Source organism: Micromonospora chalcea (assembly GCF_028768405.1).
In the GTDB taxonomy this organism is placed as follows: domain Bacteria; phylum Actinomycetota; class Actinomycetes; order Mycobacteriales; family Micromonosporaceae; genus Micromonospora; species Micromonospora chalcea.
This window is the reverse complement of record NZ_CP118233.1, coordinates 386,499-412,883: the sequence shown is the minus strand read 5'-3', so window position 1 is coordinate 412,883 and position 26,385 is coordinate 386,499. Positions and strand designations below refer to the sequence as shown.

Below are 26,385 nucleotides of genomic sequence, written 5' to 3'. Positions count from 1 at the left end.
GTGTCAAGGGAGTGTTCGGCCAGCCTGCCCGTGCCGGGTCACCGTGTTCCGAGGGGCGAGACCGCCAGCCCGCCCCTCGCCAGCCGCCACGCCGCACGCCCACCCGCCTGTCGGTGGCGAGCTTCCGGTGCCAGGCGTCCTGCGGTTGGCGGGGTCGGGCGGTCAGCCGCAATGGGTGCGACCGGAGGTCAGCCAGGGCGAGCGGACGTCGGCGGAGGTCAGCCGCAGCGGGTGCGCTGACGCGGGCCGGACCCCACTGCCGCGAGGGCGCGGAGGACGGCAGCGGCGAGGGTGGTGCCGCGCAGACGCGGTCAGCGGTAGACGGCGCGGTGGGCGGCGGCGATCGTGCGGGCGTACACCGCGCCGGTGACGGCCCGGTCGCGGGCCAGCGCGGCCCGCGCCGCGTTCGCCCCCGGCGCGCCGTGCACACCGCCGCCGGGGTGGGCGGAGGCGCTGGCCAGGTAGAGCCGGTCCACCGGGGTGTCGGCGCGGCCCAGGCCGGGGATCGGCCGCAGGAACAACTGCTGGTACGCGGCGGCAGTGCCACCGCCGAGCGCGCCGCCCACCAGGCTCGGCTCGGCGGCCTCCAGGTCGGCCGGGGCGGCCACGTGCCGCCCGACGACCGAGGCCCGGAAGCCCGGCGCCGCCTCCTCCAGCACCTCCTCCATCCGCTCCACGTGCCCCGCGACGTCCTCGGCCCGCCAGTCCCGGCGGAACGGCAGGTGCGTGTAGGACCAGAGCGACTCGGTGCCCGGCGGCGAGTGGTTCGGGTCGGCCACCGACATCTGCCCGACCAGCAGGAACGGGTCCCGGGGCAGTTCTCCGCGGGCCAGTTCGGCCGCGTACGTGGTGAGCCCGTCGAGGTCCGCGCCCAGGTGCACGGTGCCGGCGCCGGCCAGTTCCCGGTTCTTCCACGGCACCGGCGCGGACAGCGCCCAGTCGACCTTGAGCGTGGAGCCGTCCCACTTGAAGTGCGCCAGGTCCTCGACCATCCGGGGCGGCAGCGCCGCCGCGCCGACCAGGTCGAGGAAGAGCGCCGGCGCGGGCACGTCGGCGAGCACCGCGCGGCGGGCCCGCCAGTCGGTTCCCCCGGCGGTACGGACGCCCATCGCGCGGCCCCGGGCGGTGAGCACCCGCTCGACCCGGGCGCCGTACTCGATCCGCCCGCCCCGCTCGACCAGCCGGGCCACCAGCGCGTCGGTGATCCGCTGGGCGCCGCCGACCGGCACCGGCCAGCCCACCTGCTGGCCGAGCATGGCGAGCAGCCAGCCGTACACGCCGGAGCCGGCCTCCTCCGGGGACAGGTCGGTGTGCAGGGCGCAGCCGGCCAGCAGGACCGTGCCGCCCTCGCCCTCAAACAGTTCCGCGCCGAGCTTGCGGACGGGCAGCAGGAGGCGGCGGGCCAGGCGGAGCGCGCCGCCGACCCGGAGTTGCCGCAGCAGGCCCAGCCCGCCGCGTACCGGCGGGAACGGGGTGGTGATGGTCTGCAGCATCGGCTCGGCCACCTGGCGCCAGTCGGCGTACGCGTGCCGCCAGCGCTCCCCGTCGCCGGGCGCGAACGCCTCCAGCGAGGCCGCTGTGGTGTCCAGGTCGCGGTTGACCACGGCGGCCCGGCCGTCTGGAAGCAGGTGCGCCAGCACGTCCGGGGCGTGCGTCCAGGACAGGCCGTGCCGTTCCAGGCTCAGCCCGTCCAGGACCGGAGATGCGTACCCGAGCGGGTAGAAGGAGCTGTAGAGGTCGCTGAGGTAACCGGGCGCTGTCACGTACGCGGAGCGGACGGCCCCACCGGGCGCCTCGGTGGCCTCCAGGACGGTGACGTCCCAGCCGGCGTCCACCAGCAGGTTCGCGGCCACCAGCCCGTTGTGCCCGGCTCCGATGACGACGGCGTCGGCGGTCGAGGTCATCGGATCCGCCTACCCGGCCGGTCACCGGGCGAAACGCGTTTGCCCGGCCCAGGCCGGGGCAAGCAGGGCCGCATGTACACGGTTGCGCAGCTCATAGGTGGAGTGTGGGGTGCCGGCGGCGAGGGCGGCGAGCTTGTCGTCCACGATCCGGCGGACGGGTCACCGGTGACCCGGACGCCGGTGGCGACCGCCGACGAGGTGGCCAAGGCGGTGGAGGCGGCCCGGGGCGTGGCGGCGGAATGGGCCGCGACCCCGACCGCGGAGCGGGCCGCGGCGCTGCACCGGGCCGCGGACGCGGTCGAGGCGGCGGCCGGAGAGCTGGCCGAGGCGACCACCGCGGAGATGGGCAAGCCCCTGGAGGACGCGCGGGGCGGGGTGGCGGCGGGCATCGGCACGCTGCGACAGTACGCCGAACTGGCGCCGGTCCGGGGCGGCCGGACGCTGCACGGCGCGCACGACGCGCTGGACTTCATGGCCCCCGAGCCACGCGGCGTGGTCGCCGCGATCACCCCGTGGAACGACCCGGTGGCGGTGTCGTGCGGCCTGCTCGGCGCGGCCCTGGTCACCGGCAACGTGGTGGTCCACAAGCCGAGCGAGCGCACCCCGGCCACCGGCTGGCTGCTCGCCCGCGCGCTGGACTCGGCGTTGCCGGCCGGGGTGCTGTCGCTGCTCAGCGGCGGCGGCGAGGTGGGGGCCGCGCTGTCCGGGCAGGACGTCGACGTCGTCGCCCACGTCGGTTCCACTGCGACCGGCCGGGCGATCGCCGCCGCGGGCGCCCGTACCGGCGCGAAGGTGCTGCTGGAGAACGGCGGCAGCGACCCGCTGGTGGTGGACGCGGACGTCGACCCGGTCTGGGCGGCCGAGCAGGCGGCGCTCGGGTGCTTCGCCAACGCCGGTCAGATCTGCGTGGCGGTGGAACGCGTCTACGTGCACCGGCACGTCGCCGAGGGCTTCCTGGACGCGCTCGTGGCGCGCGCCGAGGCGCTCACCGTGGGCCCCGGCCGTGACCCGGAAACGCAGCTCGGCCCGCTGGTGGACCGGCGGCACCGGGACCACGTACACGGGCAGGTGACGGCCGCGCTCGCCGACGGCGCCCGGGTACGCGCCGGCGGTGTGCTGCCGGAGGGGCCGGGCGCGTTCTACCCGGCGACAGTGGTCGAGGGGTGCCGGCACGACATGGCGCTGGTCCGCGAGGAGACGTTCGGGCCGGTCGCCGCGGTGGTGGTGGTCGACTCGTTCAGCGAGGGGCTGCGCTGCGCGGCCGACTCCCCGTACGGTCTGGCCGCCACCGTGCTGACCGGCTCGATGAGCCACGCCCAGCGCGCCTGGCGGGAACTGCCGGTCGGCACCGTGAAGATCAATTCGGTGTTCGGCGGGGCACCGGGGGGCGCGGCCCAGCCGCGCCGGGGCAGCGGTCAGGGCTTCGGGTACGGCCCGGAACTGCTGGACGAGTTCAGCACCGTCAAGGCGGTGCACCTTCAGGCGCCGGGCGGCGGCCACTGGTGAGACGGCACGACACGAGCCCGGGACCGAGGCGGTCCCGGGCTCGACGCGTACCCCCAGGGGTCAGCGACCCCCGCGGGCCTTGCGGGTCGCGTTGTTGTTTGCCTTCTCGATCGCCTTGACCAGTTCCGGCTTGGTCATCCGGGACCGGCCGCGCACGTCCAGTTTCTTCGCCACCTCCATGAGGTGGTCCTTGCTGGCGTTGGCGTCCACCCCGCCGGCCGTCGGCGCGCGCCGGGCCGGGCCGCCGCCTTCGGCCTGCTCGTCGCTGGGCCCCTTGCGGCCCTTGGGCTCCCAGTGGTCGCCCACCTTCTCGAACTCGTGCTTGACCGCGGCGAAGGCGGTGCGGTGCGCCCGCTCCCCCTCGCCGTACGTCTCGACCGCCGAGTCGTGCGTCTTCTCCCAGGTCCGCTGCGCCTTCGCCGGGGAGCGCCGCAGCGTGCTGGGCAGTACCTCGCGCCCGGGCATCTCGTCCTCCTCCTGGAGTCTCGATCGGCTGCCTGGTGTGGTTCCCTCCCGTCCGGCGGGCAAACCGGCGCCCCGGTTTGTCGATTTCCCCCCGGGGGTACCGCCCGGCCACGCCCGGTGGCGGAGCCTGGAGGAGGCGGACATGACCGTGACGACACCACAGACGGTCGGCGGCCGGACGCGGTCCCGTCTCCCCCGCCGGATCCGCCAGCTCAACTGGCGTACCTGGCGGGGCGTGCTGGTGCGCAGCGGCAAGGGTTTCGTCACCGACAACTGCGCCGACTGGGCGGCGGCGCTCACCTACTACGGGGTGCTGGCGCTGTTCCCGTCCACGATCGTGGTGGTGGCGCTGGTCGGCCTGGTCTCCGACGGCCCGCGCACCGTCGACACCGTGATCGACCTGGCCGGGGAGATCGGCGCCGGCTCGGTGGTCGGCAACGACGCGTTCGTGGGTGTGGTGCGCAACGTGGTCGAGCAGCAGGGCTCGGCGAAGGTGCTGCTCAGCTTCGGTCTGCTCGGCGCGCTCTGGTCCGCGTCCGGGTTCATCGGCGCGTTCACCCGCGCCTCCAACGCGATCTACGGGGTGCGGGAGGGCCGTCCGTTCTACCGCCTGCGCCCGTTGCAGATCGGCATGGCCGCGGTGACGATCGTGCTGCTCGCGGTGGTGGCCACGGGGTTGATCGTCAGCGGCCCGGTCACCGACGCGGTGGGTGACCTGCTGCACGCCGGCGCGGTGGCCCGCACCACGTGGTCGGTGGCGAAGTGGCCGCTGCTCGCCGTGGTCGCCATGACGCTGCTGTCGCTGCTGTTCTGGATCGCGCCGAACGTGCAGCAGCCGCGGTTCCGCTGGCTCACCCCGGGCGGCGCGCTGGCGCTCGTGGCCTGGGTGCTCGCGTCCTTCGGCTTCGGCCTGTACGTGGCCAACTTCGGCTCGTACGACGTCACCTACGGCAGTCTCGGCGCGGTCATCGCGTTCCTGGTGTGGCTCTACCTGTCCAACTGCGCGTTGATGCTCGGCGTGCAGGTCAACGCCGAGCTGCAGCGCGGGCGGGCGATGCAGGCCGGGGTCGAGGAGCCGGACGACCCGGTGCTGCCGCCGCGCGCCCCGGCCGACGACGAGAAGGCGGACGGGCAGCGGCCGGCCGACCGGTTGCCGCCCGGATGACCGGCTCTCCCGGCCGGCGCCGGTTTACCGGCGGTCCCCCGGGGCATCTCCCAAGGCATGGAACGTGGCAGCAGCAAGCACTCGCCCAGGGTCGACGACCAGATGAGCAGCGAGGTCAGCGGTCTCGTCCAGAGCGCCGGCACCGGCGGTTCGCGGGCCGAGGAGTTCCGGATCCCGGAGCCCGCCGGCGAGGACCAGCCGGAGGCCACCACGGCGCCGGCCGGGGAGCTGCGCAGCGGCACGCCGCAGGGCATGAGCTCCGAGGACGTCGAGGCGCGCAGCCGTCTGGGGCGGTTCATCACGATGACCGCCCTGCCCGGCGACCGGGAGGCGCTGCTGGCGAACGCGCGGGAGAACGAGGCGCCGACGGACATCGTCGCCGCCCTGGAGACCCTGCCCGCGGACGCCCACTACCAGACGATCTCCGAGGTGTGGGCCGCACTCGGGCACAGGAACGAGACGACGCGCTGGTGAGCGGGCCGGCCCACGGCCCGTACGAGACACACCGGCGGAACAGGAGGAACCCCGACATGAGTGGCGTTACCGAGCACGTGGACGTGGACGTCCCGATCCGGACCGCGTACGACCAGTGGACCCAGTTCGAGGAGTTCCCCCACTTCATGGACGGCGTGCAGGAGGTGCGGCAGCTCTCCGACACGATGACCCACTGGACCGTCGAGATCGCGGGCGTGAAGCGCGAGTTCGACGCCGAGATCACCGAGCAGCTGCCGGACGAGCGGGTGGCCTGGCGCTCCACCGGGGGCACCCAGCAGGCGGGCGTGGTGACCTTCCACCGCCTCGACGAGGGGCACACCCGGGTCACGCTGCAGATGGAGTTCGAGCCGCACGGCGCGGTCGAGCAGGCCGGCGACAAGCTCGGCGTGGTCGACCGGCGCGCCAAGGGCGACCTGGAGCGGTTCAAGCAGTTCATCGAGCGGCGCGGTCAGGAGACGGGCGCCTGGCGCGGTGCGGTCGACCGGCCCATCCCCTGAGGCAACCTCCCCCGCCCTCAGCGGTCCAACGCGGCAGCCAGCGCCTCGGGCCGGCTGAGGGCCAGCAGATGCCCGCCGGGCAGGCGCTCGGGCGTGACGCCGAGCCGCTGATGGGCCACCCGGGTCTGGAACTCGGTCGGGAAGAACCTGTCCGCGCCGCCGCTCAGGACCTCGGTCGGCACGTCGGGCCACGCATCAAGCGGCCAGGGCTGCGCGAACGGCGTGCCCGACTGCGGTGACCCACCCGCCATGGCCTGGTCGGTGATGTCCTGCGGCACGTCGTGGAAGAAGTACACCAGCGGATCGAACGGCCCGTCGGGAGAGCGGCCCTCGCGCCTGTCGCACTCCCGGCGGGCCTGGTCCTGCCCGGTGTTGGTCCACCAGTCGCCGCCGGTCTCACCGGGCGCCGGGATCATCGCGTTGACCAGGACCAGCCGTGAGACCGGCAGCCGACTGCAGACCAGTGGCGCGGTCAGGCCGCCCATCGACTGGGCCACCACCACCAGGTCTCCGCGGTCACCGGCCGCCTCGACCACTGTGTCCGCGTACTCAGGCAGTCCCGCGCTGTCGTCCGCGGCCGGGAGGTCGACGGCGATCGCCTCGTGGCCGCGCTGCTCCAGCAGGGGAACCAGGCGGTGCCAGTACCAGGCGTCGCCGCCGGCTCCCGGGATCAGGATGCACGTCGTCACGGTGCGAATTTAGCACCAGAGAGTGCTGTAGCGATACCATCAGCGGATGGCGCGCGCATACGACGATCCCTGCGGTCTGGCCCGGGCGCTCAACCTGGTCGGCGACAGATGGGCGTTGCTGATCGTCCGTGAGTTGCTGCTCGGACCGAAGCGCTTCACCGACCTGCGGCGCGGCCTGCCCGGCGCCAGTCAGAGCATGCTCACCGCCCGGCTCGCCGAGTTGGAGGAGGCGGGAGTGGTGCGCCGGCGGCGTCTCGGACCACCGGCGGGCGTCCGGGCGTACGAGCTGACCGAATGGGGGCGGGACCTCGAACCCGCCCTGCTGGGGCTGGCCAGGTGGGGCAGCCGGGGTCCGCTGACCTCGTCGGCGCAGCTGAGCGTCGACGCGCTGGCCCTCGCCATGAAGACCACCTTCGACCCGGCCGCGGCGCGCGACTTCGCCGTACGGTGTCAGCTTCTTCTCGACGGCGACAGCCTGCTCGTCACCGTCGAGGACGGACGCGTCGACGTGGTACGCGCCGACGCCGCCGATCCCGACCTGGTGATCCGGGCCGGCGCCGGGACCTTCCGCTCGCTCATCTTCGGTGGCGTGCCGTTGCATGCCGCCGACGTCGCCGTCCGGGGCGACGGCGAGGTCGCGGCCCGCCTGCTGCGGCTGTTCCGGCGCCCCACGCCGGCCGATGGCCCACAGTGACGAAGCGAATGCTTTCAGCTACCTCTCAGGTGGCGTTGGTAGTCTCCCCGCGCGGCGTGATCCATTATGGACGCCGTTGATCTCGTTGCGGCACAAGGGTTCCAGGTGAATCTCTCCCCGGATCCCGGGTGCCGCACGTCCGGTGGCCGTCAAGGGAGATGTTCGTGGTGTTCAAGAGGATGCTGGGCGCGTTCGGGGTGGGCGGCCCCGCTGTCGACACGGTCCTGGCCAATCCGGGTACCCGCCCGGGGCTGATGCTGGGCGGGCAGGTGAACCTGACCGGCGGCAGCCACGACGTGGAGATCGACCACATCACCGTCGGGCTGGTCACCCGGGTGGAGATGGAGGGCGCCGAGCAGGAGTACGACGCCCTCGTGGAGTTCCACCGGGTCCAGGTCGCCGGCGGTCTGCGCCTGTCCGAGGGACAGCAGATGTCGCTGCCGTTCCAGGTGGCGATGCCGTGGGAGACGCCGGTGACCGACCTGTACGGGCAGCGCCTGCACGGCATGACGATGGGACTGCGCACCGAGGTGGCGATCCGCGGCGCCGTGGACAAGGGCGACCTCGACCCGGTGTACGTGCACCCGCTGCCGGTGCAGGAACGCATCCTGGAGGGCTTCGGCCGGCTCGGATTCCAGTTCAAGGGCGCCGACCTGGAACGCGGGCACATCTCGGGCCTGCGCCAGAGCCTGCCGTTCTACCAGGAGATCGAGTACTACGCCGCCCCGCAGTACGCCCACGCCGTCAACGAGGTCGAACTGACCTTCGTCGCGAACGAGTACGGCGTAGACGTCGTGCTGGAGTTCGACAAGCGCGGTGGCCTGTTCTCCGGCGGCCATGACTCCTTCGGCCGCTACCACGTCGCGCACACCGACGCCGACCAGGTCGACTGGGCCGCTCAGGTCGACGCGTGGGTCCGCCAGGCCCTCGACGGCTACCAGAGCATGCACGCCGGCCACGGCTACGGGCAGCCCGCCTACGGCGCACCCGGCTACGGGCACGCCGCGTACGGCCACCACAAGGAGGAGCACCACGAGCGGCACGGCGGCCCGGGCATGGGCGCCGTCGCCGCGGGCGTGGTCGGCGGCGCCGCGCTCGGCTTCGCCGGCGGGATGCTCGCCGACGAGGTGTTCGACTCCTTCGGCGACGACGAGGGCGGCGACGAGGAGGAGTGAGCCCCGGGATCCACAGTGGATCTCTGGTACCGCTTCATGATCTAATTCCGTCAGGTTTGTCCGCAACCGGTCGGATTGTCTGGCCGGAACTCGAAGGAGTGTGCATGCCCGTCACCGCCGACCTCACCAAGCTGGTCGACAAGGCCTACCAGGACAAGACCCTCACCGAGATCGTCGACGCCCCGGTGTCCGCCCTCGCCGGGGTCAGCGACGGCGACGCCAAGCTGCTCAAGGACGCCTTCAACATCACCACCGTCGGCGACCTCGGCCGCAACCCGTACTTCCGCACCGCCAACGCCCTGGTGGCCCTCACCGGCGCCAAGTAGCGCCATCGCCGATGCCCGGTGGCCCGGGAAGCGTTCCGGGCCACCGGGTGTCGGGATCGAAACGAGCCGGGACCGCGGCTGTCGCCGTGCCCGGCCGTTTGCGATCATCCGGTCCGGGTACCGCAGGGGAATGACCGACAACGACCGCCACGTGTGGCGCGACGAGGACCGCACTCCCCTGCACGAGCTGGACCAGGCCATCGCCCGGTCGGCCACGGACGGCCAGGGCGACGACGTCACCGCCAACGACGCCGGCGAGGAGGCCGCGTTCGGGCACGGCCCGGAGGCGGTGGACCGGGGCGCCGGCCCGGAGGCCGAGCGGCGCGAGATGACCGATGCGGACCGGGCCTACCGGCCGTCGACGATCGGGCGGACCGGCCCGGACAGCATGTGATCCCCGGACGGCTGCGGGCACCCGCGCCGATGCCCGTGGCCGCCGGATTCATGCTCGGCCGATACGACAAAAAGTGCGGTACGGACAGCCAGGAAAACGGACAGCCCATCCAGAATCGGCCGAACGGCTGACGGCACTCCCCCTGTCGCGCGCAAGACTTTCGGGATGCAACAGGGCTCCGGTTTCCTCTCCAACCGTCAGCGCAAGCTCGCTTGGCTGGGCTTCCTGCTCGCCGCGATCCAGGCTCCGGTCTCCGCCCGGTTCACCGAGGACAGCTCCTGGCTGTTCAGCCTGGTGGTCGCGCTGATGGTCGCGACCGTGATCATCGCCGACGACGGCGCGCGCCGCCGTCCGGCCGACGCCCGCTCCTCCGACTGAGTCAGCGTGTGCCGGGGCGCGCCTCGTGCCCCGGCATCCCCCGGCTGCGGCGGCGTTCCTTCATCTCGGCCTCGTAGAGGTGCCGCCGGCCCTCGACCAGCTCGTCGCGGGCCTGCCGGTCCAGCTCCCGGAAGAGCGCGTAGTACCCGTCGTCGAAGTCCTCGACGATCTGGAACGTCCACCGCCCGGCGATGACGTTGCGCCCGAGCAGCTCCCGGTCGATCCGCTCGGCCAGGCCCGGGTGCCCGGCGCGGCGGAACATCTCCACGGCGTCGTCGAGCATCAGATCGGCGTGGCCGATCAGCTGATGCAGCTCGTAGAGGTGCCCGCGTGCCCGCTCGACGCACTCCAGGGCCTCGCTGAGCCTGCCCAGCGCCTCGACCGTGGCGTCACTCACCCCGTCGGGGCGGCGGTGCGCCCGGTCCGGGCCGTCGGCCAGATGTCCCATGGTGTCCCTCCGTGGGGCTGCTGCGTGCTCCTCGTGCCGGACTTCTGCCCCCGCACGGGCGACTCAATCCCCGCGGACGACGTGGCCGCTCTCCCGGACGACCCCGCAGTCCGCCGGTCGGCCGAGGTCGGTCCGCACCGGGCGGCGTTAGCCTCGGACACCATGCGCGTGCCGAACAACCGGGTCGCGACCCGCTCCGCGGCAGTGGCCGCGCGGTCGACCCTCACCACGCTGACCGCCGCCGTCGGCACCGCCGGCCTCGCCGCGGCCCACGCGAACCCCGGGCTGCTCGCCGAGGTCGACCAGCACGCCGCCGGGGTACGCGACAGCCTCCACGGCGACCGCCACCCGCTCACCGTGGCGGCGCTCGCCGGATACGCCGAGGGGCTGCGCGACGCGGCGGCGGAGCACGGCTGGACGCCGCCGGCCGAGCCGGTGGACTGGTCCGCGCCGGACTGGGTGCTCACCCGCCTGCTGGCGGTCTGCCTGCTGGCCCGCGGACTCGACCCGCGTCACCTGGCCTGACCGGCAGCCGGCCGGACCCGGACACGGTTTCGGGGCGCCCGCCACCATCCCGCGGACACCCCGTCACCCGTTGCCGTCAGCCTCCCGGCCGGCGGAACTGCTGCGTCTCGTCGCCCATCTCGCCGGAGCGGTACGTACCCGCGCCCGACATCGACGACTGCGGCGCGGCCGGCGTCGGCTGCCCGCCCCGGTCGGCCATCTTGCGTTCGTAGTCGCCCCGGCCGGCCTGCTGCGCCTGCCGCTGCTGCCGGATCGCCCGGGACTCCTCGGCGGCCCGGTGCAGCCAGCCGTCCCAGCGGTCCTGCATCGGCTTGACCAGACCACCACCGACACCGACGATCAGGATGCCGGCCACGGTGGCGAGGAAGGCCACGAGCACCGGTGTGGTCACCGTGGTGGCGATACCCACCTGGTTCAGCGCGGCGATGATGCCGAGCGCCAGGATGAAGATCGCTGTCACGTCGGCCAGCACCCGGCCGTACGAGAGCCCGCCGAGCGCGCCGGAGACCAGGTCCCGGACGGCGTTGGCGATGGCGGCGGCGATCACCACGATCACGATCGCCACGAAGGCTCTCGGCAGCCAGGACACCACCCCGCGGATCAGGTCGCTGATCGCGTTCGGCCCCCACACCCCGAAGGCGAACTGCAGGGTGAACAGCAGGACCGCGTAGTAGGCCAGTTTGGCCAGGATGTCGCTGGCGTCGTACTTGGTGCGTTCCAGGGCCCGTTTGATACCGCCCCGTTCCACGGCGCGGTCGAACCCGACCCGTTCCAGTGCCGCGTCCACGATTTTGAGTACGGCTCTAGCGATGAGCCAACCCACGACGAGAATCGCGATGAACGCGATCGCCCGCGGTACGAAGAGCAGCACCGACCTCCAGAAGTCGGTCCAGGCCGCACCGATGTCGACCTGCCCGACCGCGAGGGTTTTCGGCATGATGTCCCTCCTGTCGCGTGAACTGCGCCGCCCGCATACCCGGTGACCTGGGCAGCACTCCGAGCCGGACCGGGCCAATTTCCCGACATGGGTGATCGAACCGGCCGTGACCTGCCCGAACGTCCGCGCCGCCGGAAGCCGGGACCCGCCACGAACGCATGATCGGAACCAGCCCGCCACGCTCCGGTTAGGCTGCGGTCATGCCAGGCACCGTCGGTCGGGTTCCCACACCGCCCGCCCCCGCACCGGGAGCGCCCGCCGATCCCGTCGTCCACGGGCCGCCCGCGCAGACCGGTCATCCGTGGGCCGGCACGCCGCTGGGCGCACCGCAGGGCTGGGATCCGGCAGTACGCGCCGTGATGGACGTGGTGCTCGCCTCCCCGGTGCCGATGGCGCTGCTCCTCGGCGACGACCTCGTCGTCTTCTACAACGACGGGTACGCCGAGCTGATCGGCGACCGGCACCCGCACGCGCTGGGCCGGCCGGCGGCCGAGGCGTTCGCCGAGGTGTGGCGTGATCCCGGCGCCGGCGAGGCGCTGGAGCGCGTCTACCGGCACGGTGAGCCGTTCCTGCAGCGGGAGGCGGTGCTGCCCGCCGACCGGCAGGGTCCGGCCGAGCCGGCCGTGTTCACCCGCGGGCACTGCGCGGTACGCGACTCCACCGGCCGGATCGTCGGCGTGCTCACCGTCTCGGCGCAGACCACCCAGCTGACCCAGCAGTTGCAGAGCCTGAGCGACTTCGCGGCGGCGCTGTCCGGCACGCTCACCCTGGACGACGTGGCCCGGGTGACGCTGCGCTACTGCCTGCACTCCTTCGACGCGGACCGGGTGTCGTTCGCGGTGGACGAGGGCAGCGCCTGGCGGCTGGTCCGCCGCATCCGCGGCGAACTGCTCGACGAGGCCGACGAGCGGCTGCCCCCGCTGTGGCGGCGGATGTCCGCCGAGTCGGCGCTGCCGGCGGTGGTGTCCGCGCGCAGCGGCGTGGCCTCGTTCACCGCCGACGGCCAGCCGCTGCGCGGCGTCGCGGCGGACCGGCACGACGAGAAGATCCGCGCGCTGGCGGCGCTGCCGCTGCGCACGAGAGTGGTCCGTGGCTCGCTCACCATCGGTTACCGGGAGCCGCGTCCCTGGTCCCCCGCGGAACGGGCGCTGCTCGCCGCGTCGGCGGAGCTGGTCGGCCAGGCCGCCGAGCGGGCCCGCCGCTTCGAGACCCAGCACGGCACCGCCCAGATGCTGCAACGCAGCATGCTGCCGGAGCGGCTGCCGGACCTGCCCCGGCTGCGTATCGCCGCCCGGTACGACCCGGGCGTGGACGGCAACGCCGCCGGCGGCGACTTCTACGACGCGTTCCTGCTGCCCACCGGCGCGCTCGGGGTGGTGCTGGGCGACGTGGCCGGGCACGACGTGCAGGCCGCCGCCCGGATGGGCCAGGTGCGCGCCGCGCTGCGCGCGCTCGCCCTGGTCGACCCCCGCCCGGACGCGGTGCTCGACGGCCTGGACCGGCTGGTCGCCAGCCTCGGCGTCGAGGGCGGCACCCAGGAGCTGTTCGTCACAGTGGTGTTCGGCGTGATCGACGCGGACCGGGAACTGGTCACGCTGGCCAGCGCCGGGCATCCCGCGCCGCTGATCCGGCGCGCCGGACCCGACGCGGCGGTGGCCGAGTTCGTCGACGTGCCGCCCGCTCCTCCGCTGGGCCTGGGCGGGCGGGCGCGTACCGCCACCGTGCCGTTCCGCCCCGGTGACACCCTGCTGCTCTACAGCGACGGCGTGGTGGAGCGCCGCTGGCAGGACGTGGCCGCCGGAATGGCGGGGCTGGGCGCGGCGGTGACCGGAGCGGCCGGCGGGGACCCGCGCGCGCTGTGCGCTGTCGCGACCGCCGCGGTGCCGGGCGCCACCGAGGACGACGTGGCGGTGCTCGCGGTGGAGTACGCGGTCCGGCCGAGCCGGTCGGCGAGCATGGAGGTGCCGGCCGAGCCGACCGCGCCGAGCCGGGTCCGGCACTGGATGACCGCGCAGCTCACCGAGTGGCAGGTGCCCGAGGCGGTGATCGGCGCGGCGGTGCTGTGCACGAGCGAGCTGACCACGAACGCGCTGCTGCACGCCGGCACCGCCGCCCGGGTCGAGGTCGACCTGTCCGCGGAGCGGCTGCTGGTGTCGGTGGCCGACTCGGGCACCCGGGGTCAGGTGACCCGCGCCCAGACCGACACGCTCAGCAGCCGGGGCCGTGGGCTCGGCCTGATCGAGGAGCTGAGCGACGCCTGGGGGACCGACCCGACCGTACGCGGATCGACTGTGTGGTTCGAGATCCTCATCCCGGCGGACGGACCGCGCGTCGGCGACGCCCCGGCCGGGTAGGAGCCGGACATGACCGACGACAAGCGCCGCGGTGTCCTCTTCGACGTGGACGGCACCCTGGTCGACACCACGTACCTGCACACGGTGAGCTGGTGGGAGGCGCTGCGCCAGGCCGACCACCGGGTGCCGATGGCGCGGATCCACAGGTCCATCGGCATGGGCTCGGACAAGCTCCTCGACCACCTGCTCGGCGCGGAGCGCGACCGGGACGCCGACGGCCGGCTGCGCGACGCGCACGACGCGCTCTACGGCGAGTACTGGGAGCGCCTCACGCCACTGCCCGGGGCGCGGGAGCTGCTGCGCGCCTGCGCGGAGCGCGGGCTGCGGGTGGTGCTCGCGACCTCGGCCGCCGAGCACGAGGTGACCGCGCTACGGGCCGCGCTGGACGCCGACGACGTGATCGACTCGGTCACCTCGTCGGCCGACGCGCGGGAGAGCAAGCCGGCGCCGGACATCCTGGTCGCCGCGCTGGAGCAGTCGGGGCTGGCCGCCGAGCGGGTGGTGTTCGTCGGCGACTCGGTCTGGGACGTCGCCGCCGCCGGCAAGCTCGACATCCCCTGCATCGGGCTGACCTGCGGCGGCACCGGCCGCGCGGAGCTGGCCGGTGCCGGCGCGGTCGCGGTGTACGACGACCCGGCCGCGCTGCTGGACGCCCTGTCCGACAGCGCCATCGCCTCGCTCGGCTGAGCGGCGGTCAACCGGCGGGCGCGCGCAGGCTTAGCCGGGTCCGCTTCGGGGCACTGCTGGACTCCACCGCCCGGCCGCCGGGCGTCGGAAGGGTGGTGCCGTGGAACCGGTCGATGTCGCGTTCGCTCTGCTGGGCGTCGGTGCGCTGCTGGCCGGGGTGCTGCCCCGGGTCCTGGAGCGACGGCCGCTGTCGATGCCGATCGCGTTCCTCGGGCTCGGCATGCTCGTCTTCGTGCTGCCCACCGGTCTGCCCACACCGGATCCGCTGCGCTGGCCGGAGCTGACCACCCACCTCACCGAGGTCGGCGTGATCGTCGCGCTGATGGGCGCCGGCCTGAAGATCGACCGTCCGTTGAGCTGGGCCCGCTGGTCGTCGACGTGGCGGCTGCTGGCGATCGCCATGCCGCTGTGCATCGCCGCGGTGGCGCTGCTCGGCTGGTGGTGGGCCGGGCTGGTGCCGGCCGCGGCGCTGCTGCTCGGCGCGGCGCTCGCGCCCACCGACCCGGTGCTCGCCTCCGACGTGCAGGTGGGCGAACCGACCGACGTGGAGGACTCCGAGGACGAGGTGCGCTTCGCGCTCACCTCGGAGGCGGGCCTGAACGACGGGCTGGCCTTCCCGTTCGTGTACGCGGCCATCGCGATCGCCACCACCGGGCTCGCGCCGTCCGGCTGGCTCGGCGAGTGGTTCGCCGTCGACGTGCTCTACAAGCTCGCCGCCGGGGTGGGCGGCGGGTTGCTCGTCGGCTGGCTGCTCGGCAAGCTGTTCTTCCGCGCCCCGAGCAAGCTGCGGCTGGCCCGGCACTCCGAGGGGTTCCTCGCGCTGGCCGCGACGTTCCTCGCGTACGGGCTGGTCGAGGTGATCGGCGGGTACGGCTTCCTGGCCGTGTTCGTGGCCGCCCGGGCGATCCGGGCCGCCGAGCGCACCCACGAGTTCCACTCCGTGCTGCACGACTTCGCCGAGCAGGTGGAGCGGCTGCTCACCGTGCTGTTGCTGCTGCTGTTCGGCGGCGCGGTGATCGGCGGGCTGCTCGCGCCGCTGACCTGGCCGGCCGCGCTGGCCGGGTTGGCCCTGGTGCTGGTGATCCGGCCGCTGGCCGGGTGGCTGTCGCTGCGCGGCGCGCCCGGCAAGCCGGCCGAGCACTGGGTGATCTCGCTGTTCGGCATCCGCGGCGTCGGCTCGTTCTACTACCTGGCGTACGCCACCAGCAAGACCGACTTCCCGCAGGCGGAGCTGGTCTGGGCCACAGTCGGTCTCGTGGTGGTGGTCTCGGTGGTGGCGCACGGCATCGCCGCGACACCGGTCATGCAGTTGCTGGACCGGGAGGGTGAACGCACCGGCGAGGACACGCGGGCCGGGTCGGCGGCGCAGCCGGTGGGCGCCACCGGCTGAGCGCGCCCCGGTTCAGCCCAGCCGGGCGGCGAGCGCGCGGCCGAGGTCCCGGCCGGAGCGCCAGGCGGTCTGCACGCGCGGGCGGCCGAACGCGTCGCCGGCCAGGCCGATGCCGTCGTCGTCCAGGTGGAACGTGGCATCCCCGGCGTGCGCGGCCGGGGTCGCGTACGTCCAGCGGTGCACGTGGGTCGACAGCGCCGGCTCGGGCAGCCCGAGCAGGTCGCGGACCGCCTGCTCGATCGCCTCGCGGGCGGCGGTGGGCTGGAGCAGGTGCCGGGCGGCGAACCCGGCGGTGGTGTGCGCTACGAGCACCGGCGCGCCGTCGCCGCGCCGGTCGCCGTCGTCGCAGACCAGGCTGAGCACCGGGTGGTCGTTGACGAACGCGCCCCGGAAGTCCGCCCAGCGGCGGGCCGGGAAGTGCAGCACCCCGGTCAACGCGGACGACCACCGCTGCGCGGCCACCGCCTGGGTCGCCTCGGCCAGCGCCGGGTCCAGCAGCAGCGCGGCCTGCGGGCCGGGCATGGCGAGCACCACCGCCTCGGCCTCGGCGCCGTCGGCCCGGGGGCCCGGCTCGACTGTCATCACCAGCCGGTTGTGGGTCACCGGAAGGTCGCCGGCCAGGTGTTCGACGAGCGAGCGCAGCCCGCGTGGGGCGGCCCACCGCATGGGGCCGGTGACCTGCTCGCGTCCGCCCGGCCCGTACGCGGCGAGCGTGTCGGTCCACTCCCGCGCCAGCCCGGCCGCCCGCCACCGGTCCACCACGGCGGCGAAGTCCGGGTCGTCGACGGTGAAGTACGCGGCGCCCAGGTCGGCCGGGCGGCCGTCGAAACGCTTGCTGGCCATCCGCCCGCCGGTGACCCGGGCGCGCTCGCGCAGCCGTACCGGGATCCCGGCCCGCGCCAACTCGGTCGCGCACGCCACTCCGGCGATGCCCGCGCCGACCACCACCACGCCCGCCCGGTCCGTCGTCACCAGGTGATCGTAGGCGGCGGCCGGCATGAACCCGGCGGCCCGGGGGTAGTGGAACACCTGTTCGAGGAGAGGTGATGAGCATGGCCGACCGCGCCAACACCAACGGCAGGAACGTGAACCCGGACGCCGCCGTCAAGGACCCGGACGACTGGGTCACCGGCGACGAGCCGCCCACCGCCGCCCAGGAGTCGTACCTGCACACGCTGGCGCAGGAGGCGGGCGAGCCGGTGCCGGAGGGCCTGACCAAGGCCGAGGCGTCCCGGCGGATCGACGAGTTGCAGGCGGAGACCGGCCGGGGCCGCTGAGCGGTCAGCGCGGGGGCAGGCGGTGCAGCTCGACCCGGTCGAGCCGCCCCGCCGCCACCCGCGCGGTCAGGTACGTGGCGTGCGGCTGCGCCCGCCGGTCGGTCGGCGAGCCGGGGTTGAGCAGCCGCAGGCCGCCCGGGGCGACGCTGTCCCAGGGGATGTGCGAGTGCCCGAAGACGAGCAGGTCGCAGTCGCCGTACGCGGCGGCGCAGCGCTCCTCGCGGCGGGTCTTCGGGCCGGTCTCGTGCACCACGGCGACGCGCAGGCCGTCCAGCTCGACCCGGGCCACCTCGGGCAGCCGGGCGCGCAGCTCCGGCCCGTCGTTGTTGCCGTACACGCCGACCAGCCGGCGCGACCGCGCCTCCAGCGCGTCCAGCAGCGCCACCTCCACCCAGTCCCCGGCGTGCACCACGACATCCGCGGCCTCCACGGCCGCCCACAGCGGCCCCGGAAGATCCCGCGCCCGCTTGGGCACGTGCGTGTCCGCCATGATCACCAGATCCACCCCCTCATCCTCCCCCACCCCGCTCTTTCCCGCGCCGATCATGAGGTTGGCGGCACTCGGGGAGATCGACTACGCCGTCAACTTCATGATCAACGCGAAGAGGCGGCGCGGGCGGCGGCGTCGGTGATGCGGCCGGCGGCGGTGATCAGGCCGATGTGCGAGTACGCCTGCGGGAAGTTGCCCATCTGCTCGCCGGTGCCCGGGTCGATCTGCTCGGCGTACAGGCCGAGGTCGTTGGTGCGGGCCGCCAGGCGTTCGAACAGCCGCCTCGCCCGGTCCAGTTCCCCCGCCTCGGCCAGGCAGGCGGCCAGCCAGAACGAGCAGATCACGAACCCGGCCGGGTCGCCGTCGAAGCGGCGCAGCAGCCCGTCGCGGGACAGCCGCCGCTCCAGCAGGTCCATCGTGGCGCGCATCCGCCGGTCGCCCGCCGGCAGGAAGCCGACCAGCGGCATGACCAGCACCGAGGCGTCCAGGTCGTCGGAGCCGAACGCACCGGTGTACGCGCCGACCCGCTCGTTCCAGCCCCGGGCGAGCACCGCCGCCCGCACCTCGTCGCGCGCGGCGGCCCAGCGGGCCACGTCGGCCGGCTCGCCGATGCGGGAGCCGAACCGGACCGCCCGGTCCAGCGCGGTCCAGCACTCCACCTTGGAGGAGACGTAGTGCCGCTGCGGGCCGCGCGTCTCCCACATCCCGGCGTCGGGCCGGTGCCAGCCGCGCTCGGCCTGGTCGGCGAGCGTGCGCAGCAGGTCACGCACCTCCGGTGACATGGGGTCGAGGTAGTAGCGCATCAGCCAGGCCGCATCCAGCACCTCGCCCAGCACGTCGTTCTGCCGCTGCCGCCAGGCGTCGTTGCCGACGAGCACCGGCCGGCTGCCGGCGTACCCGGCGAGGTGGTCGAGGTCGTGCTCGGTCAGGTCCCGCTCCCCCTCGACGCCGTACATGATCGGCACCGGCTCGTCGCCGATCCGGCCCATCGCCCGCGCCACCCAGGTGAACTGCCGGTCCGCCTCGTCCGGGCAGGCGGCCCGCCAGAGCGCCTGGAGGGTGAGGCTGAAGTCGCGCAGCCAGACGTAGCGGTAGTCGTAGTTGCGGTCGCCGCCGAGCCGCTCCGGCACCGAGGTGGTGGCCGCCGCGACGACGGCGCCGCTGGGCGCGTACGTCATGCCCTGCACCGCGAGCGCGCTGCGCCGCACCTCGTCGCGGTACTCGCCCTGGTAGTCGTGCAGCGCCGACCAGGACCGCCACCCGGCCACCGTCTCGGCGATCACTTCGGCGGCGTCGGGCAGCGCCGGTTCGGCGCCGGCGTACGTCGGGGCGTACCCGAGGGTGAAGCGGTGCGTGCTGCCGGCGCGGGCGGTGAACCGCCCGGTGGCGGCGCCCCCGGCGATGGTGAGCGGGACGTCGGCGCGCAACTCCAGGCGGCAGGCGCCGGCGGTGGCGCGGATCACGCCGTCGCGTTCGGTCAGGTAGGCGCCGACGCGGCCGTACTCGAAGCGGGGCGCGTAGTCGACGCGTATCGCCACCTCGCCGGTGAGCCCTTCCACCAGCCGGGCCAGCACCCGCGGCGAGCGCATCCCGATGTCGTGACCGCGCGCGCCGGGCTCCAGCGCCAGCGCGTCGGTGACGGCCACCGTGCCGGTCGCGGTGGCGAAGACGGTACGCAGCACGAGCGCGTCGTCCAGGTAGGAGCGCGTGCTCGTCGACTCCCCCTCCGGGCGGATGCTCCAGTGTCCCGCGTCCTCGTCGAGCAGGCGGCCGAACACCGACGGCGCGTCGAACCGGGGCGGGCACCACCAGTCGACCGAGCCGTCGCGGTCGACCAGGGCCGCGCTGCGCCCGTCGGCGAGGAAGCCGTGCTCGCTGATGTGTCGGGTCGGCACGGGTGTGGCTACCCGGCGCGGGGCGTCGGCATGCCTCGCCACATCGGTCCGGGCCGGTGCGTTACCGCTGCCCGGCGAGGGGAACGCGGCGGGTTGACGAAGGAGGATGCTCATGACCAGACCCTCGACTCCGACCACGGCCTGGCAACCCGGCATGCCGGGCAGCGACAACCTCCCGTCCGGCCCGGGCGGTCGCCCGACGCCGCCGAGCGGGGACGGGCACGGACCGCAGACCGGTTCGGCGACCGTCACAATCGGCTCGTACCCGGACTATCCGTCCGCCCAGCGGGTGGTGGACTATCTGGCCGACAACCGGTTCCCGGTGGAACGTACCTCGATCGTCGGTACGGACCTCACGCTCGTGGAGACCGTGATGGGACGGCTCACCACGGGCCGGGCGGCCCTGCTCGGGGCCGGCACCGGCGCCTGGTTCGGTTTGTTCATCGGGTTGCTCTTCGGCATCTTCACCGCCGGCAACTGGCTCGCGGTGATCCTGGTCGGCCTGGTGATCGGCGCGATCTGGGGTGCCGTGTTCGGCGCTGTCGCGCACGCGATGAGCGGCGGTCAGCGTGACTTCACGTCGGCCAGTTCGCTGCGGGCCGCCCAGTACGCGGTGACGGTGGACGCGGAGATGGCCGGGCAGGCCCAGCAGCTGCTCAGCCGGATGCACCTGACACCGACGGGCGCCACCGCCCGCTGACCGGCAGGGCGATGAGGGGAGGGCCGGGCGGCCCTCCCCTCATTCGTGGTACGCGCGCTCGCCGGCGCGCAGCGGCACGTCCACCCGGTTCTCCGGCGGGGCCAGCGGGCAGGCCCACCTGTCGTCGTAGGCGCAGCTGGGGTTGTAGAGGTAGTTGGCGTCCAGCCGGACCCGGTCGCCGGGCAGCACGGTCAGGCCGCGGCCGAACGTGCCCTTCACCGTGTCGGTGAGGTACCGGCCCCCGCCGTACGAGCCGTCGCCGCAGGTGGCGTCACGCACGGGCAGGAAGAGCCCGCCCCCGTACGCCTCGATCCACCAGAGCGTGAGCGGTCCCCACGGCGTCTCCGCGACGGCCACCCGCCGGTACGCGACCACGCCGTCCGGGCCGCCGGTGTCGATGCGCAGCTCGCCGGAGGCGGCGCGCAGCGGCGCCTCGACCACTGCCGACGGGTCGGGCGGGTACCAGCGCAGTCCGGTGAAGCCGGGCCGGTCGGCGGGCGGCACCGGGCTGCTGGGGTGGGTGCGGAACAGCTCGTCGCGGTCGGCCCGGAAGCCGGCCAGGTCGAGGTCGGACAGGTAGAGCGCCGCCACCCGCTCCCGCCAGTCGAGCAGGTCGAGATCGTCCATTCCCCGACCCTAGCCGGGCGGCCCGTTCAGGTTTTAAGAAGCCCCCTAAGGCGCGCTGGTCCGCGCACGCCAGGGCCACTTGTTTAAATTTTAAATAGTGCTACTCTCGGAGCCATGACGGAGAGCCTGGACGCCGAGCGGATGGCCTGCTGGCGCGCGTACATCGAGTCGAGCCAGCGGCTGTTCACCCGGCTCGAGGACGACCTGCGCGCCGACAGCGACCTGAGCTTCGCCGACTACCACGTGCTGGTGCTGCTCTCCGAGGCGCCCGGCCAGCGGCTGCGCATGGGGGAGCTGGCCGACCGGCTGGTGTTCTCGCCGAGCCGGCTGACCTACCAGATCACCACGATGCGCAAGCGCGGACTGGTGGCGAAGGAGGCGTGTCCGGCCGACCGGCGCGGCAGCGAGGCAGTGCTCACCGCGGCCGGCCTGTTCGCCCTGCGCGAGGCCGCGCCGCACCACCTGCGCTCCGTGCGCGCCCACCTGATCGACGACCTCGACGACGCCGAGGTCGCCTGCCTCACCCGGGTCTTCGAGCGGCTCGGCCGGCGCCTGCGCGCCGACCGCACCGCGTCGTCCGTCCCGGCCGACAAGTAAGGAGCCCCGCGATGCCCGCGATCACCGTCGACGACGTCCTCGTCCTGCCCCGCCTGCCGAAGCTCGGCGAGGCCACCGAATACCGCTCCGTCCGCCGGGTCACCACTGCCCCCAGCGGGTACGAGGGCGAGGGCTTCCCGGTCCGCCGGGCCTTCGCCGGCGTGCCGATGACCGAGCTGGACCCGTTCATCCACCTCGACCAGATGGGCGAGGTCGACTACGCGCCGGGCGAGCCGAAGGGTACCTCCTGGCACCCGCACCGCGGCTTCGAGACGGTGACCTACATGATCGACGGGATCATGGACCACCAGGACTCGACCGGTGGCGGCGGCACCATCACCGACGGCGACACTCAATGGATGACGGCCGGAAGTGGCCTGCTGCACATCGAGGCGCCGCCGGAGCACCTGGTGATGAGCGGCGGGCTGTTCCACGGCCTGCAGCTCTGGGTCAACCTGCCCAGCATCGCCAAGATGAGCGCGCCCCGCTACCAGGACATCCGCGGCCGGGAGTCGGCGCTGCTCACCACGCCCGACGGCGGCGGCCTGATCCGGGTCATCGCCGGGGAGGTCGCCGGGCACCAGGGTCCCGGCTCGACGCACACGCCGATCACCATCGCGCACGTCACGTTGCAGCCCGGCGCCGAGCTGAGCCTGCCGTGGCGGTCGGACTTCAACGCGCTGGTGTACGTGCTGGCCGGCCGCGGCACCGTCGGCACCGACCGGCGGCCGATCCACCTCGGCCAGCTCGCCGTGCACGGGCCCGGCGAGGCGCTGCGGATCACCGCCGACCGGACGCAGGACTCCAACGCCCCGGCGCTGGAGCTGTACCTGATGGGCGGCCAGCCGATCCGCGAGCCGGTGGCGCACTACGGCCCGTTCGTGATGAACACCCGCGCCGAGCTGATCCAGGCGGTCGAGGACTTCCAGGCCGGCCGGCTCGGGGTGATCCCGACCGGGCGGGTGCCGCACAGCGACGGCCAGGGCGACCGGCCCTGACCTGTCAGGGGCGCCCCGGTCCGCCGGGGCGCCCGGCCGCGGTCTCAGGAGACGGCGAAGATCCCGGCCACGCCGAGGATCACCATCAACAGGACCGCCACCAGCGCACCCCGCTCCCCCTCCACCGCCTGGTCGCGGTCGTCGGTCACGGTGTTCGTCGTCTCGGCGGGCATGTCGGTGCCTCCTCGGTGTCGCGATCCAGGGGTCCGGCGTACCCCTGGCGCGCGGCACCCACGCGACCTGCTGCTCGCCGTGCGGGGTCCTGCCGGGGGTCCTACCGTGTGAGGACGTCGTCGACCTCGGGGGTGGAACGTGACTCTGCGGGACTGGTTCCTCACCGCACAGGAACGCGCCAACCCGGGGTCTGAGTTACCCGTCTGGACCGATGGAAACCTCGCCGAGCCGTTGATTCACGGAGCCGCGTACTTCGACCGCCTGGTCAGCGAGGTGGAATCGCTCACCGCGGGCGATCATCTGTTCTTCACCGACTGGCGCGGCGACCCGGACGAGCGGATGCGCCCGGACGGCCCGACCGTGGCGCAGTTGTTCGCGCGGGCCGCCCAGCGCGGGGTGATCGTCAAGGGCCTGGTCTGGCGCTCCCACCTCGACACGCTGTCCTACAGCGAGGCGGAGAACCGCGACCTCAGCGAGGCGATCCGGGCGGCCGGCGGCGAGGTGCTGCTCGACCAGCGGGTCCGGCGCGGTGGCTCGCACCACCAGAAGCTGGTGGTGCTGCGCCATCCGGGCGACCCGAGCCGGGACATCGCGTTCGCCGGCGGCATCGACCTGTGCCACAGCCGCCGCGACGACGCCGGCCACGCCGGCGACCCGCAGCCGATCGGCATGTCCCCCCGGTACGGCCCCACGCCGCCCTGGCACGACGTGCAGCTCGCGGTGCGCGGGCCGGTCGTCGGCGCGCTCGACACCACGTTCCGGGAGCGGTGGACCGACCCGATGCCGCTGGACTCGGAGAACCCGATGGCGTACCTGCGGGACCGGCTGCGCGGCTCCGACCTGCGCCCCGACCCGCTGCCCGAACAGCCCGCCGACCCGCCGCCCTGCGGGCCGCACCACGTGCAGGTGCTGCGCACCTACCCGGCGGTGCGGCCCCGCTACTCGTTCGCCCCGGACGGCGAGCGCACCGTGGCCCGCGGCTACACCAAGGCGGTACGCCGGGCCCGGCGGCTGATCTACCTGGAGGACCAGTACCTCTGGTCGACCGAGGTGGCGGAGCTGTTCGCGCAGGCGCTGCACGAGCATCCGGACCTGCACCTGGTGGCGGTCGTGCCCCGGCACCCGGACGTGGACGGCCGGCTCGCGCTGCCGCCGAACATGGTCGGCCGGGAGCAGGCGCTGTCGCTGTGCCACCGGGCCGCGCCGGAACGGGTGCACGTGTTCGACGTGGAGAACCGCGACGGCACGCCGGTCTACGTGCACGCCAAGATCTGCGTGGTGGACGACGTGTGGGCCAGCGTGGGCAGCGACAACTTCAACCGCCGCTCCTGGACGCACGACAGCGAGCTGTCCTGCGCGGTGCTCGACGACACCCGCGACACCCGCGCGCCGGCCGACCCGGCCGGGATGGGCGACGGAGCCCGGGTGTTCGCCCGCGACCTGCGGCTGCGGCTGTGGCGCGAGCACCTGGACCGTGATCCCGGCGGCACGCAGGACGACGACCTGCTGGACCCGGCGGACGCGGTGGCGGCGATCACCGCGGCGGCCGACGAGCTGGACCGCTGGCACGCCGGGGGCCGGGCCGGTCCCCGGCCGCCGGGCCGGTTGCGGCCGCACCGCCCGGAGCGGCTGCCCTGGCGTACGCGGCTCTGGGCGCTGCCCGCGTACCGGCTGGTCTACGACCCGGACGGCAGGCCGCTGCGCGCCCGGCGGGCCGGCACCTGGTGACGGTCGCGCACCTCGTCGGGCACGCTCGGGCGGGCCGGATAGGCGAACGAGACCCGGGGCGAGTAGAACCCCCAGCACACGTGCAGCGGGTTGGCCGGCCGCAGCGCGTGGACCGGATGCTCCGGCGCCGGGAACTCCACCGACTCGACCTCGAACGGTGACACCGGCTCGGCCACGTACGGGTAGTCGGTGACGATCAGCTCGCCGTCGCGGCCGGTGAGGTAGCGGTGGTGGCCGTTGTGGACCTCGGTGCCGGTGTGCCCGACCCGGGCGGTGACCCGGATCAGCAGCGTGCCGTCGCCGGCCCGGGTCTCGGCGGTGAGCCGGTCGCCCCGCAGGTCCAGGCGCGTCTCCCCGGCGGCGGCGGGCGCGCCCCGTGCGGCGGCGTACCGCCGGACCCGCTCGCTGGAGGAGAAGTAGTGGGTCCACCAGCCACCCGGCGTCCCGCCGTCGGGCGGATCCATGTCCGCCAGTGAGACACCCAGGTAGGTGAGCGAGTACGCGCCGAAGCCGGAGGTCTGTGTCTCGTCGTCGACCACGTACTGGTTGACGAAGACCTGACGCTGCGGGTGCGGACGCAGACCGGCGGGCAGCAGGGTCTCGACCACGCCGGGATCCGCCGGGAGCCAGCTGAACAGCAGCGTCCGGGCGTTGATGACGAGTTGCGGCGCGGCGGGATCCAGCACGGTGCCTCCGTTGACGTGTCGCTACGGACGGTACGGGCGGTCCCGTCGGCGGGACAACGACAGAAAGGCGACACTTCGCCCACCTGTCGGATTCCGCGTTGACCGATCGGGGCGCGCTATGCCCGGAAAAACGAGGTCCATACCCCGCCACACCTTAAGTACATCGTACTTTCGGCTAGATTTCGGCAGCACGATCGGGCTATGGTGGCTCCCGAACGTACTACCGTCACCTAAACCTGAGCGTCACGTCTTTTTTCTTCCGCGGACGAGGTGCAGGGAGGACCACCCATGACCGCCCACACGATCAGCGCCCCGGCGACCACGCCGGCCGGCTCCGCGAAGCTCGACCCCCGCTCGCTCACCGACAGCGCCGCCGACCTGCTCGCCGCCATGGCCGCGCTGCCGGCCGGCCACCCCTCGCGGCCCGCGCTGCGCGACCGCGCCATCGAGGCGTGGCTGCCGCTGGCGAACCACCTGGCCCACCGCTACAGCGGCCGCGGCGAACCGAACGACGACCTGGCGCAGACCGCCGCGATCGGCCTGATCAAGGCGATCGACAAGTTCGACCCGTCGCGCGGCGTCGACTTCGCCGGCTACGCGATCCCCACCATCATCGGTGAGCTCAAGCGCCACTTCCGCGACCGCACCTGGGACATCCGCGTCCCCCGCCGGTTGCAGGAGCTGCGCCTGGCGATCTCCGACGCCAACAGCACGCTGCTCCAGACGCTCGGCCGCTCGCCGACGGTCGCCGACATCGCCGCCCACCTCAAGCTCACCGAGGAAGAGGTCCTCGAAGGCCTGGAGGGCGCCCGCGCCTACAACGCGGTGTCGCTGTCCACGCCGACCGGCGACGGCGAGCGGGCCACCGAGCTGGGCGACCTGCTCGGCGGCGAGGACGGCGAGTTCGAGCTGGCCGAGACGCGCGTCGCCCTCGGCCCGGCGCTGGCCACGCTCGACCAGCGCGAGCAGAAGATCCTCACGCTGCGCTTCTACGGCAACCTGACCCAGTCGCAGATCGCCGAGCAGATCGGCGTCTCGCAGATGCACGTCTCCCGGCTGCTGGCCCGGGCCCTGACCAAGCTGCGCGGTCAGCTCGACGGAACGTACTAGCAGGTGGCGGCGGCCGGGTCGGCGGACCCGGCGCAGCGGTCCACCCGGCCCGGTCGGCGGTGCGCCGGCCGGGC

30 protein-coding genes are annotated in these 26,385 nt (G+C 73.8%); 19 read left to right on the top strand and 11 right to left on the bottom strand.

The window, feature by feature from the left end:
* Positions 1 to 311 precede the first annotated feature (311 nt).
* Positions 312 to 1,904 carry a phytoene desaturase family protein gene (locus PVK74_RS01890; protein ID WP_274478024.1) on the bottom strand — a complete coding sequence of 531 codons (1,593 nt, stop codon included), beginning with the start codon at positions 1,902 to 1,904 and terminating at the stop codon, positions 312 to 314.
* A gap of 72 nt (positions 1,905 to 1,976) precedes the next feature.
* On the opposite strand from PVK74_RS01890, the gene PVK74_RS01885 reads away from it, so the two are divergent.
* On the top strand, positions 1,977 to 3,410 hold the full coding sequence (locus PVK74_RS01885; RefSeq protein ID WP_274478023.1) for an aldehyde dehydrogenase family protein: 1,434 nt from the start codon (positions 1,977 to 1,979) through the stop codon (positions 3,408 to 3,410).
* A 60-nt stretch (positions 3,411 to 3,470) separates the two neighbouring features.
* Here the strand turns inward: PVK74_RS01885 and PVK74_RS01880 are convergent, their stop codons facing one another.
* On the bottom strand, positions 3,471 to 3,875 hold the full coding sequence (locus tag PVK74_RS01880; RefSeq protein ID WP_043325033.1) for a ChaB family protein: 405 nt from the start codon (positions 3,873 to 3,875) through the stop codon (positions 3,471 to 3,473).
* Between the two features lie 142 nt (positions 3,876 to 4,017).
* Between PVK74_RS01880 and PVK74_RS01875 the strand changes: the two genes are divergently transcribed.
* The 3 genes from PVK74_RS01875 to PVK74_RS01865 are packed head-to-tail and all read left to right on the top strand — an operon-like array spanning position 4,018 to position 6,032.
* On the top strand, positions 4,018 to 5,040 hold the full coding sequence (locus tag PVK74_RS01875) for a YihY/virulence factor BrkB family protein (RefSeq protein WP_064448758.1): 1,023 nt from the start codon (positions 4,018 to 4,020) through the stop codon (positions 5,038 to 5,040).
* A gap of 57 nt (positions 5,041 to 5,097) precedes the next feature.
* Positions 5,098 to 5,514 carry a DUF2795 domain-containing protein gene (locus tag PVK74_RS01870; protein WP_043325035.1) on the top strand — a complete coding sequence of 139 codons (417 nt, stop codon included), beginning with the start codon at positions 5,098 to 5,100 and terminating at the stop codon, positions 5,512 to 5,514.
* A gap of 56 nt (positions 5,515 to 5,570) precedes the next feature.
* Positions 5,571 to 6,032: an SRPBCC family protein gene (locus PVK74_RS01865; protein WP_030499861.1), complete on the top strand. Its 462-nt coding sequence runs from the start codon at positions 5,571 to 5,573 to the stop codon at positions 6,030 to 6,032.
* Between the two features lie 17 nt (positions 6,033 to 6,049).
* On the opposite strand, the gene PVK74_RS01860 is transcribed toward PVK74_RS01865, so the two are convergent.
* Positions 6,050 to 6,721: an alpha/beta fold hydrolase gene (locus tag PVK74_RS01860; protein ID WP_274478021.1), complete on the bottom strand. Its 672-nt coding sequence runs from the start codon at positions 6,719 to 6,721 to the stop codon at positions 6,050 to 6,052.
* A 46-nt stretch (positions 6,722 to 6,767) separates the two neighbouring features.
* Here PVK74_RS01860 and PVK74_RS01855 point away from each other — a divergent pair, with 46 nt between their 5' ends.
* The 5 genes from PVK74_RS01855 to PVK74_RS01835 all read left to right on the top strand — a co-directional run bounded on the left by PVK74_RS01855 (position 6,768) and on the right by PVK74_RS01835 (position 9,688).
* Positions 6,768 to 7,415 (top strand): winged helix-turn-helix transcriptional regulator, encoded by a 648-nt coding sequence (locus PVK74_RS01855; RefSeq protein WP_274478020.1) that lies wholly within the window; start codon positions 6,768 to 6,770, stop codon positions 7,413 to 7,415.
* Positions 7,416 to 7,579: 164 nt separating this feature from the next.
* The gene (locus PVK74_RS01850; protein WP_274478019.1) at positions 7,580 to 8,590 is read left to right on the top strand and encodes a sporulation protein; all 1,011 of its coding nucleotides are present in this window, start codon (positions 7,580 to 7,582) and stop codon (positions 8,588 to 8,590) included.
* 104 nt (positions 8,591 to 8,694) lie between these two features.
* The gene (locus tag PVK74_RS01845; protein ID WP_018788305.1) at positions 8,695 to 8,916 is read left to right on the top strand and encodes a hypothetical protein; all 222 of its coding nucleotides are present in this window, start codon (positions 8,695 to 8,697) and stop codon (positions 8,914 to 8,916) included.
* Positions 8,917 to 9,046: 130 nt separating this feature from the next.
* Complete coding sequence (locus PVK74_RS01840) at positions 9,047 to 9,310, top strand: hypothetical protein (RefSeq protein ID WP_030270328.1); 264 nt, start codon at positions 9,047 to 9,049, stop codon at positions 9,308 to 9,310.
* 165 nt (positions 9,311 to 9,475) lie between these two features.
* Positions 9,476 to 9,688, top strand: a complete 213-nt coding sequence (locus PVK74_RS01835; RefSeq protein WP_030499856.1) for a hypothetical protein — start codon at positions 9,476 to 9,478, stop codon at positions 9,686 to 9,688.
* Position 9,689: 1 nt separating this feature from the next.
* Here the strand turns inward: PVK74_RS01835 and PVK74_RS01830 are convergent, their stop codons facing one another.
* Entirely contained in the window at positions 9,690 to 10,136 is a 447-nt protein-coding gene (locus PVK74_RS01830; RefSeq protein WP_030499855.1) for a hypothetical protein, read from the bottom strand.
* 162 nt (positions 10,137 to 10,298) lie between these two features.
* Here PVK74_RS01830 and PVK74_RS01825 point away from each other — a divergent pair, with 162 nt between their 5' ends.
* Positions 10,299 to 10,661, top strand: coding sequence for a DUF6401 family natural product biosynthesis protein (locus PVK74_RS01825; RefSeq protein WP_064448772.1), 363 nt, complete (start codon positions 10,299 to 10,301; stop codon positions 10,659 to 10,661).
* 76 nt (positions 10,662 to 10,737) lie between these two features.
* Here the strand turns inward: PVK74_RS01825 and PVK74_RS01820 are convergent, their stop codons facing one another.
* Complete coding sequence (locus tag PVK74_RS01820) at positions 10,738 to 11,598, bottom strand: mechanosensitive ion channel family protein (protein ID WP_043325037.1); 861 nt, start codon at positions 11,596 to 11,598, stop codon at positions 10,738 to 10,740.
* 200 nt (positions 11,599 to 11,798) lie between these two features.
* Between PVK74_RS01820 and PVK74_RS01815 the strand changes: the two genes are divergently transcribed.
* From PVK74_RS01815 to PVK74_RS01805, 3 genes are all read left to right on the top strand, one after another.
* Positions 11,799 to 13,952, top strand: coding sequence for an ATP-binding SpoIIE family protein phosphatase (locus PVK74_RS01815; protein WP_069089906.1), 2,154 nt, complete (start codon positions 11,799 to 11,801; stop codon positions 13,950 to 13,952).
* A 9-nt stretch (positions 13,953 to 13,961) separates the two neighbouring features.
* On the top strand, positions 13,962 to 14,639 hold the full coding sequence (locus tag PVK74_RS01810) for an HAD family hydrolase (protein WP_043325039.1): 678 nt from the start codon (positions 13,962 to 13,964) through the stop codon (positions 14,637 to 14,639).
* Positions 14,640 to 14,739: 100 nt separating this feature from the next.
* Positions 14,740 to 16,029 carry a cation:proton antiporter gene (locus PVK74_RS01805; RefSeq protein WP_043325040.1) on the top strand — a complete coding sequence of 430 codons (1,290 nt, stop codon included), beginning with the start codon at positions 14,740 to 14,742 and terminating at the stop codon, positions 16,027 to 16,029.
* Positions 16,030 to 16,041: 12 nt separating this feature from the next.
* Here PVK74_RS01805 and PVK74_RS01800 read toward each other — a convergent pair whose 3' ends face one another.
* The gene (locus tag PVK74_RS01800) at positions 16,042 to 16,980 is read right to left on the bottom strand and encodes an NAD(P)/FAD-dependent oxidoreductase (RefSeq protein WP_274479236.1); all 939 of its coding nucleotides are present in this window, start codon (positions 16,978 to 16,980) and stop codon (positions 16,042 to 16,044) included.
* Between the two features lie 101 nt (positions 16,981 to 17,081).
* Between PVK74_RS01800 and PVK74_RS01795 the strand changes: the two genes are divergently transcribed.
* Positions 17,082 to 17,306 (top strand): DUF3072 domain-containing protein, encoded by a 225-nt coding sequence (locus tag PVK74_RS01795; protein WP_013474820.1) that lies wholly within the window; start codon positions 17,082 to 17,084, stop codon positions 17,304 to 17,306.
* A 4-nt stretch (positions 17,307 to 17,310) separates the two neighbouring features.
* On the opposite strand, the gene PVK74_RS01790 is transcribed toward PVK74_RS01795, so the two are convergent.
* Both PVK74_RS01790 and PVK74_RS01785 read right to left on the bottom strand, forming a co-directional pair.
* On the bottom strand, positions 17,311 to 17,811 hold the full coding sequence (locus PVK74_RS01790) for a metallophosphoesterase family protein (RefSeq protein WP_274478017.1): 501 nt from the start codon (positions 17,809 to 17,811) through the stop codon (positions 17,311 to 17,313).
* Between the two features lie 89 nt (positions 17,812 to 17,900).
* Positions 17,901 to 19,691: a glycoside hydrolase family 15 protein gene (locus PVK74_RS01785; protein WP_274478016.1), complete on the bottom strand. Its 1,791-nt coding sequence runs from the start codon at positions 19,689 to 19,691 to the stop codon at positions 17,901 to 17,903.
* Positions 19,692 to 19,803: 112 nt separating this feature from the next.
* Between PVK74_RS01785 and PVK74_RS01780 the strand changes: the two genes are divergently transcribed.
* Positions 19,804 to 20,391 carry a general stress protein gene (locus PVK74_RS01780; RefSeq protein ID WP_113973176.1) on the top strand — a complete coding sequence of 196 codons (588 nt, stop codon included), beginning with the start codon at positions 19,804 to 19,806 and terminating at the stop codon, positions 20,389 to 20,391.
* A 39-nt stretch (positions 20,392 to 20,430) separates the two neighbouring features.
* On the opposite strand, the gene PVK74_RS01775 is transcribed toward PVK74_RS01780, so the two are convergent.
* Entirely contained in the window at positions 20,431 to 21,018 is a 588-nt protein-coding gene (locus PVK74_RS01775) for a DUF1684 domain-containing protein (protein ID WP_274478014.1), read from the bottom strand.
* A gap of 114 nt (positions 21,019 to 21,132) precedes the next feature.
* Here PVK74_RS01775 and PVK74_RS01770 point away from each other — a divergent pair, with 114 nt between their 5' ends.
* Together PVK74_RS01770 and PVK74_RS01765 are read left to right on the top strand one after the other, a co-directional pair.
* Positions 21,133 to 21,615, top strand: coding sequence for a MarR family winged helix-turn-helix transcriptional regulator (locus PVK74_RS01770; protein ID WP_043325045.1), 483 nt, complete (start codon positions 21,133 to 21,135; stop codon positions 21,613 to 21,615).
* Positions 21,616 to 21,626: 11 nt separating this feature from the next.
* Positions 21,627 to 22,613, top strand: coding sequence for a pirin family protein (locus PVK74_RS01765; RefSeq protein WP_069089910.1), 987 nt, complete (start codon positions 21,627 to 21,629; stop codon positions 22,611 to 22,613).
* Positions 22,614 to 22,657: 44 nt separating this feature from the next.
* Here the strand turns inward: PVK74_RS01765 and PVK74_RS01760 are convergent, their stop codons facing one another.
* A complete protein-coding gene (locus PVK74_RS01760) occupies positions 22,658 to 22,786 on the bottom strand; it encodes a hypothetical protein (RefSeq protein ID WP_255292629.1) in 129 nt (42 codons plus the stop codon).
* Positions 22,787 to 22,925: 139 nt separating this feature from the next.
* Between PVK74_RS01760 and PVK74_RS01755 the strand changes: the two genes are divergently transcribed.
* The gene (locus tag PVK74_RS01755; RefSeq protein WP_274478012.1) at positions 22,926 to 24,515 is read left to right on the top strand and encodes a phospholipase D family protein; all 1,590 of its coding nucleotides are present in this window, start codon (positions 22,926 to 22,928) and stop codon (positions 24,513 to 24,515) included.
* Here PVK74_RS01755 and PVK74_RS01750 read toward each other — a convergent pair.
* Positions 24,464 to 25,201 (bottom strand): hypothetical protein, encoded by a 738-nt coding sequence (locus PVK74_RS01750; protein ID WP_274478011.1) that lies wholly within the window; start codon positions 25,199 to 25,201, stop codon positions 24,464 to 24,466. The two genes, PVK74_RS01755 and PVK74_RS01750, sit on opposite strands and share 52 nt — an antisense overlap.
* Before the next feature lie 288 nt (positions 25,202 to 25,489).
* Here PVK74_RS01750 and PVK74_RS01745 point away from each other — a divergent pair, with 288 nt between their 5' ends.
* On the top strand, positions 25,490 to 26,311 hold the full coding sequence (locus PVK74_RS01745; protein WP_043325049.1) for a SigB/SigF/SigG family RNA polymerase sigma factor: 822 nt from the start codon (positions 25,490 to 25,492) through the stop codon (positions 26,309 to 26,311).
* The last annotated feature ends 74 nt before the right edge of the window (positions 26,312 to 26,385 follow it).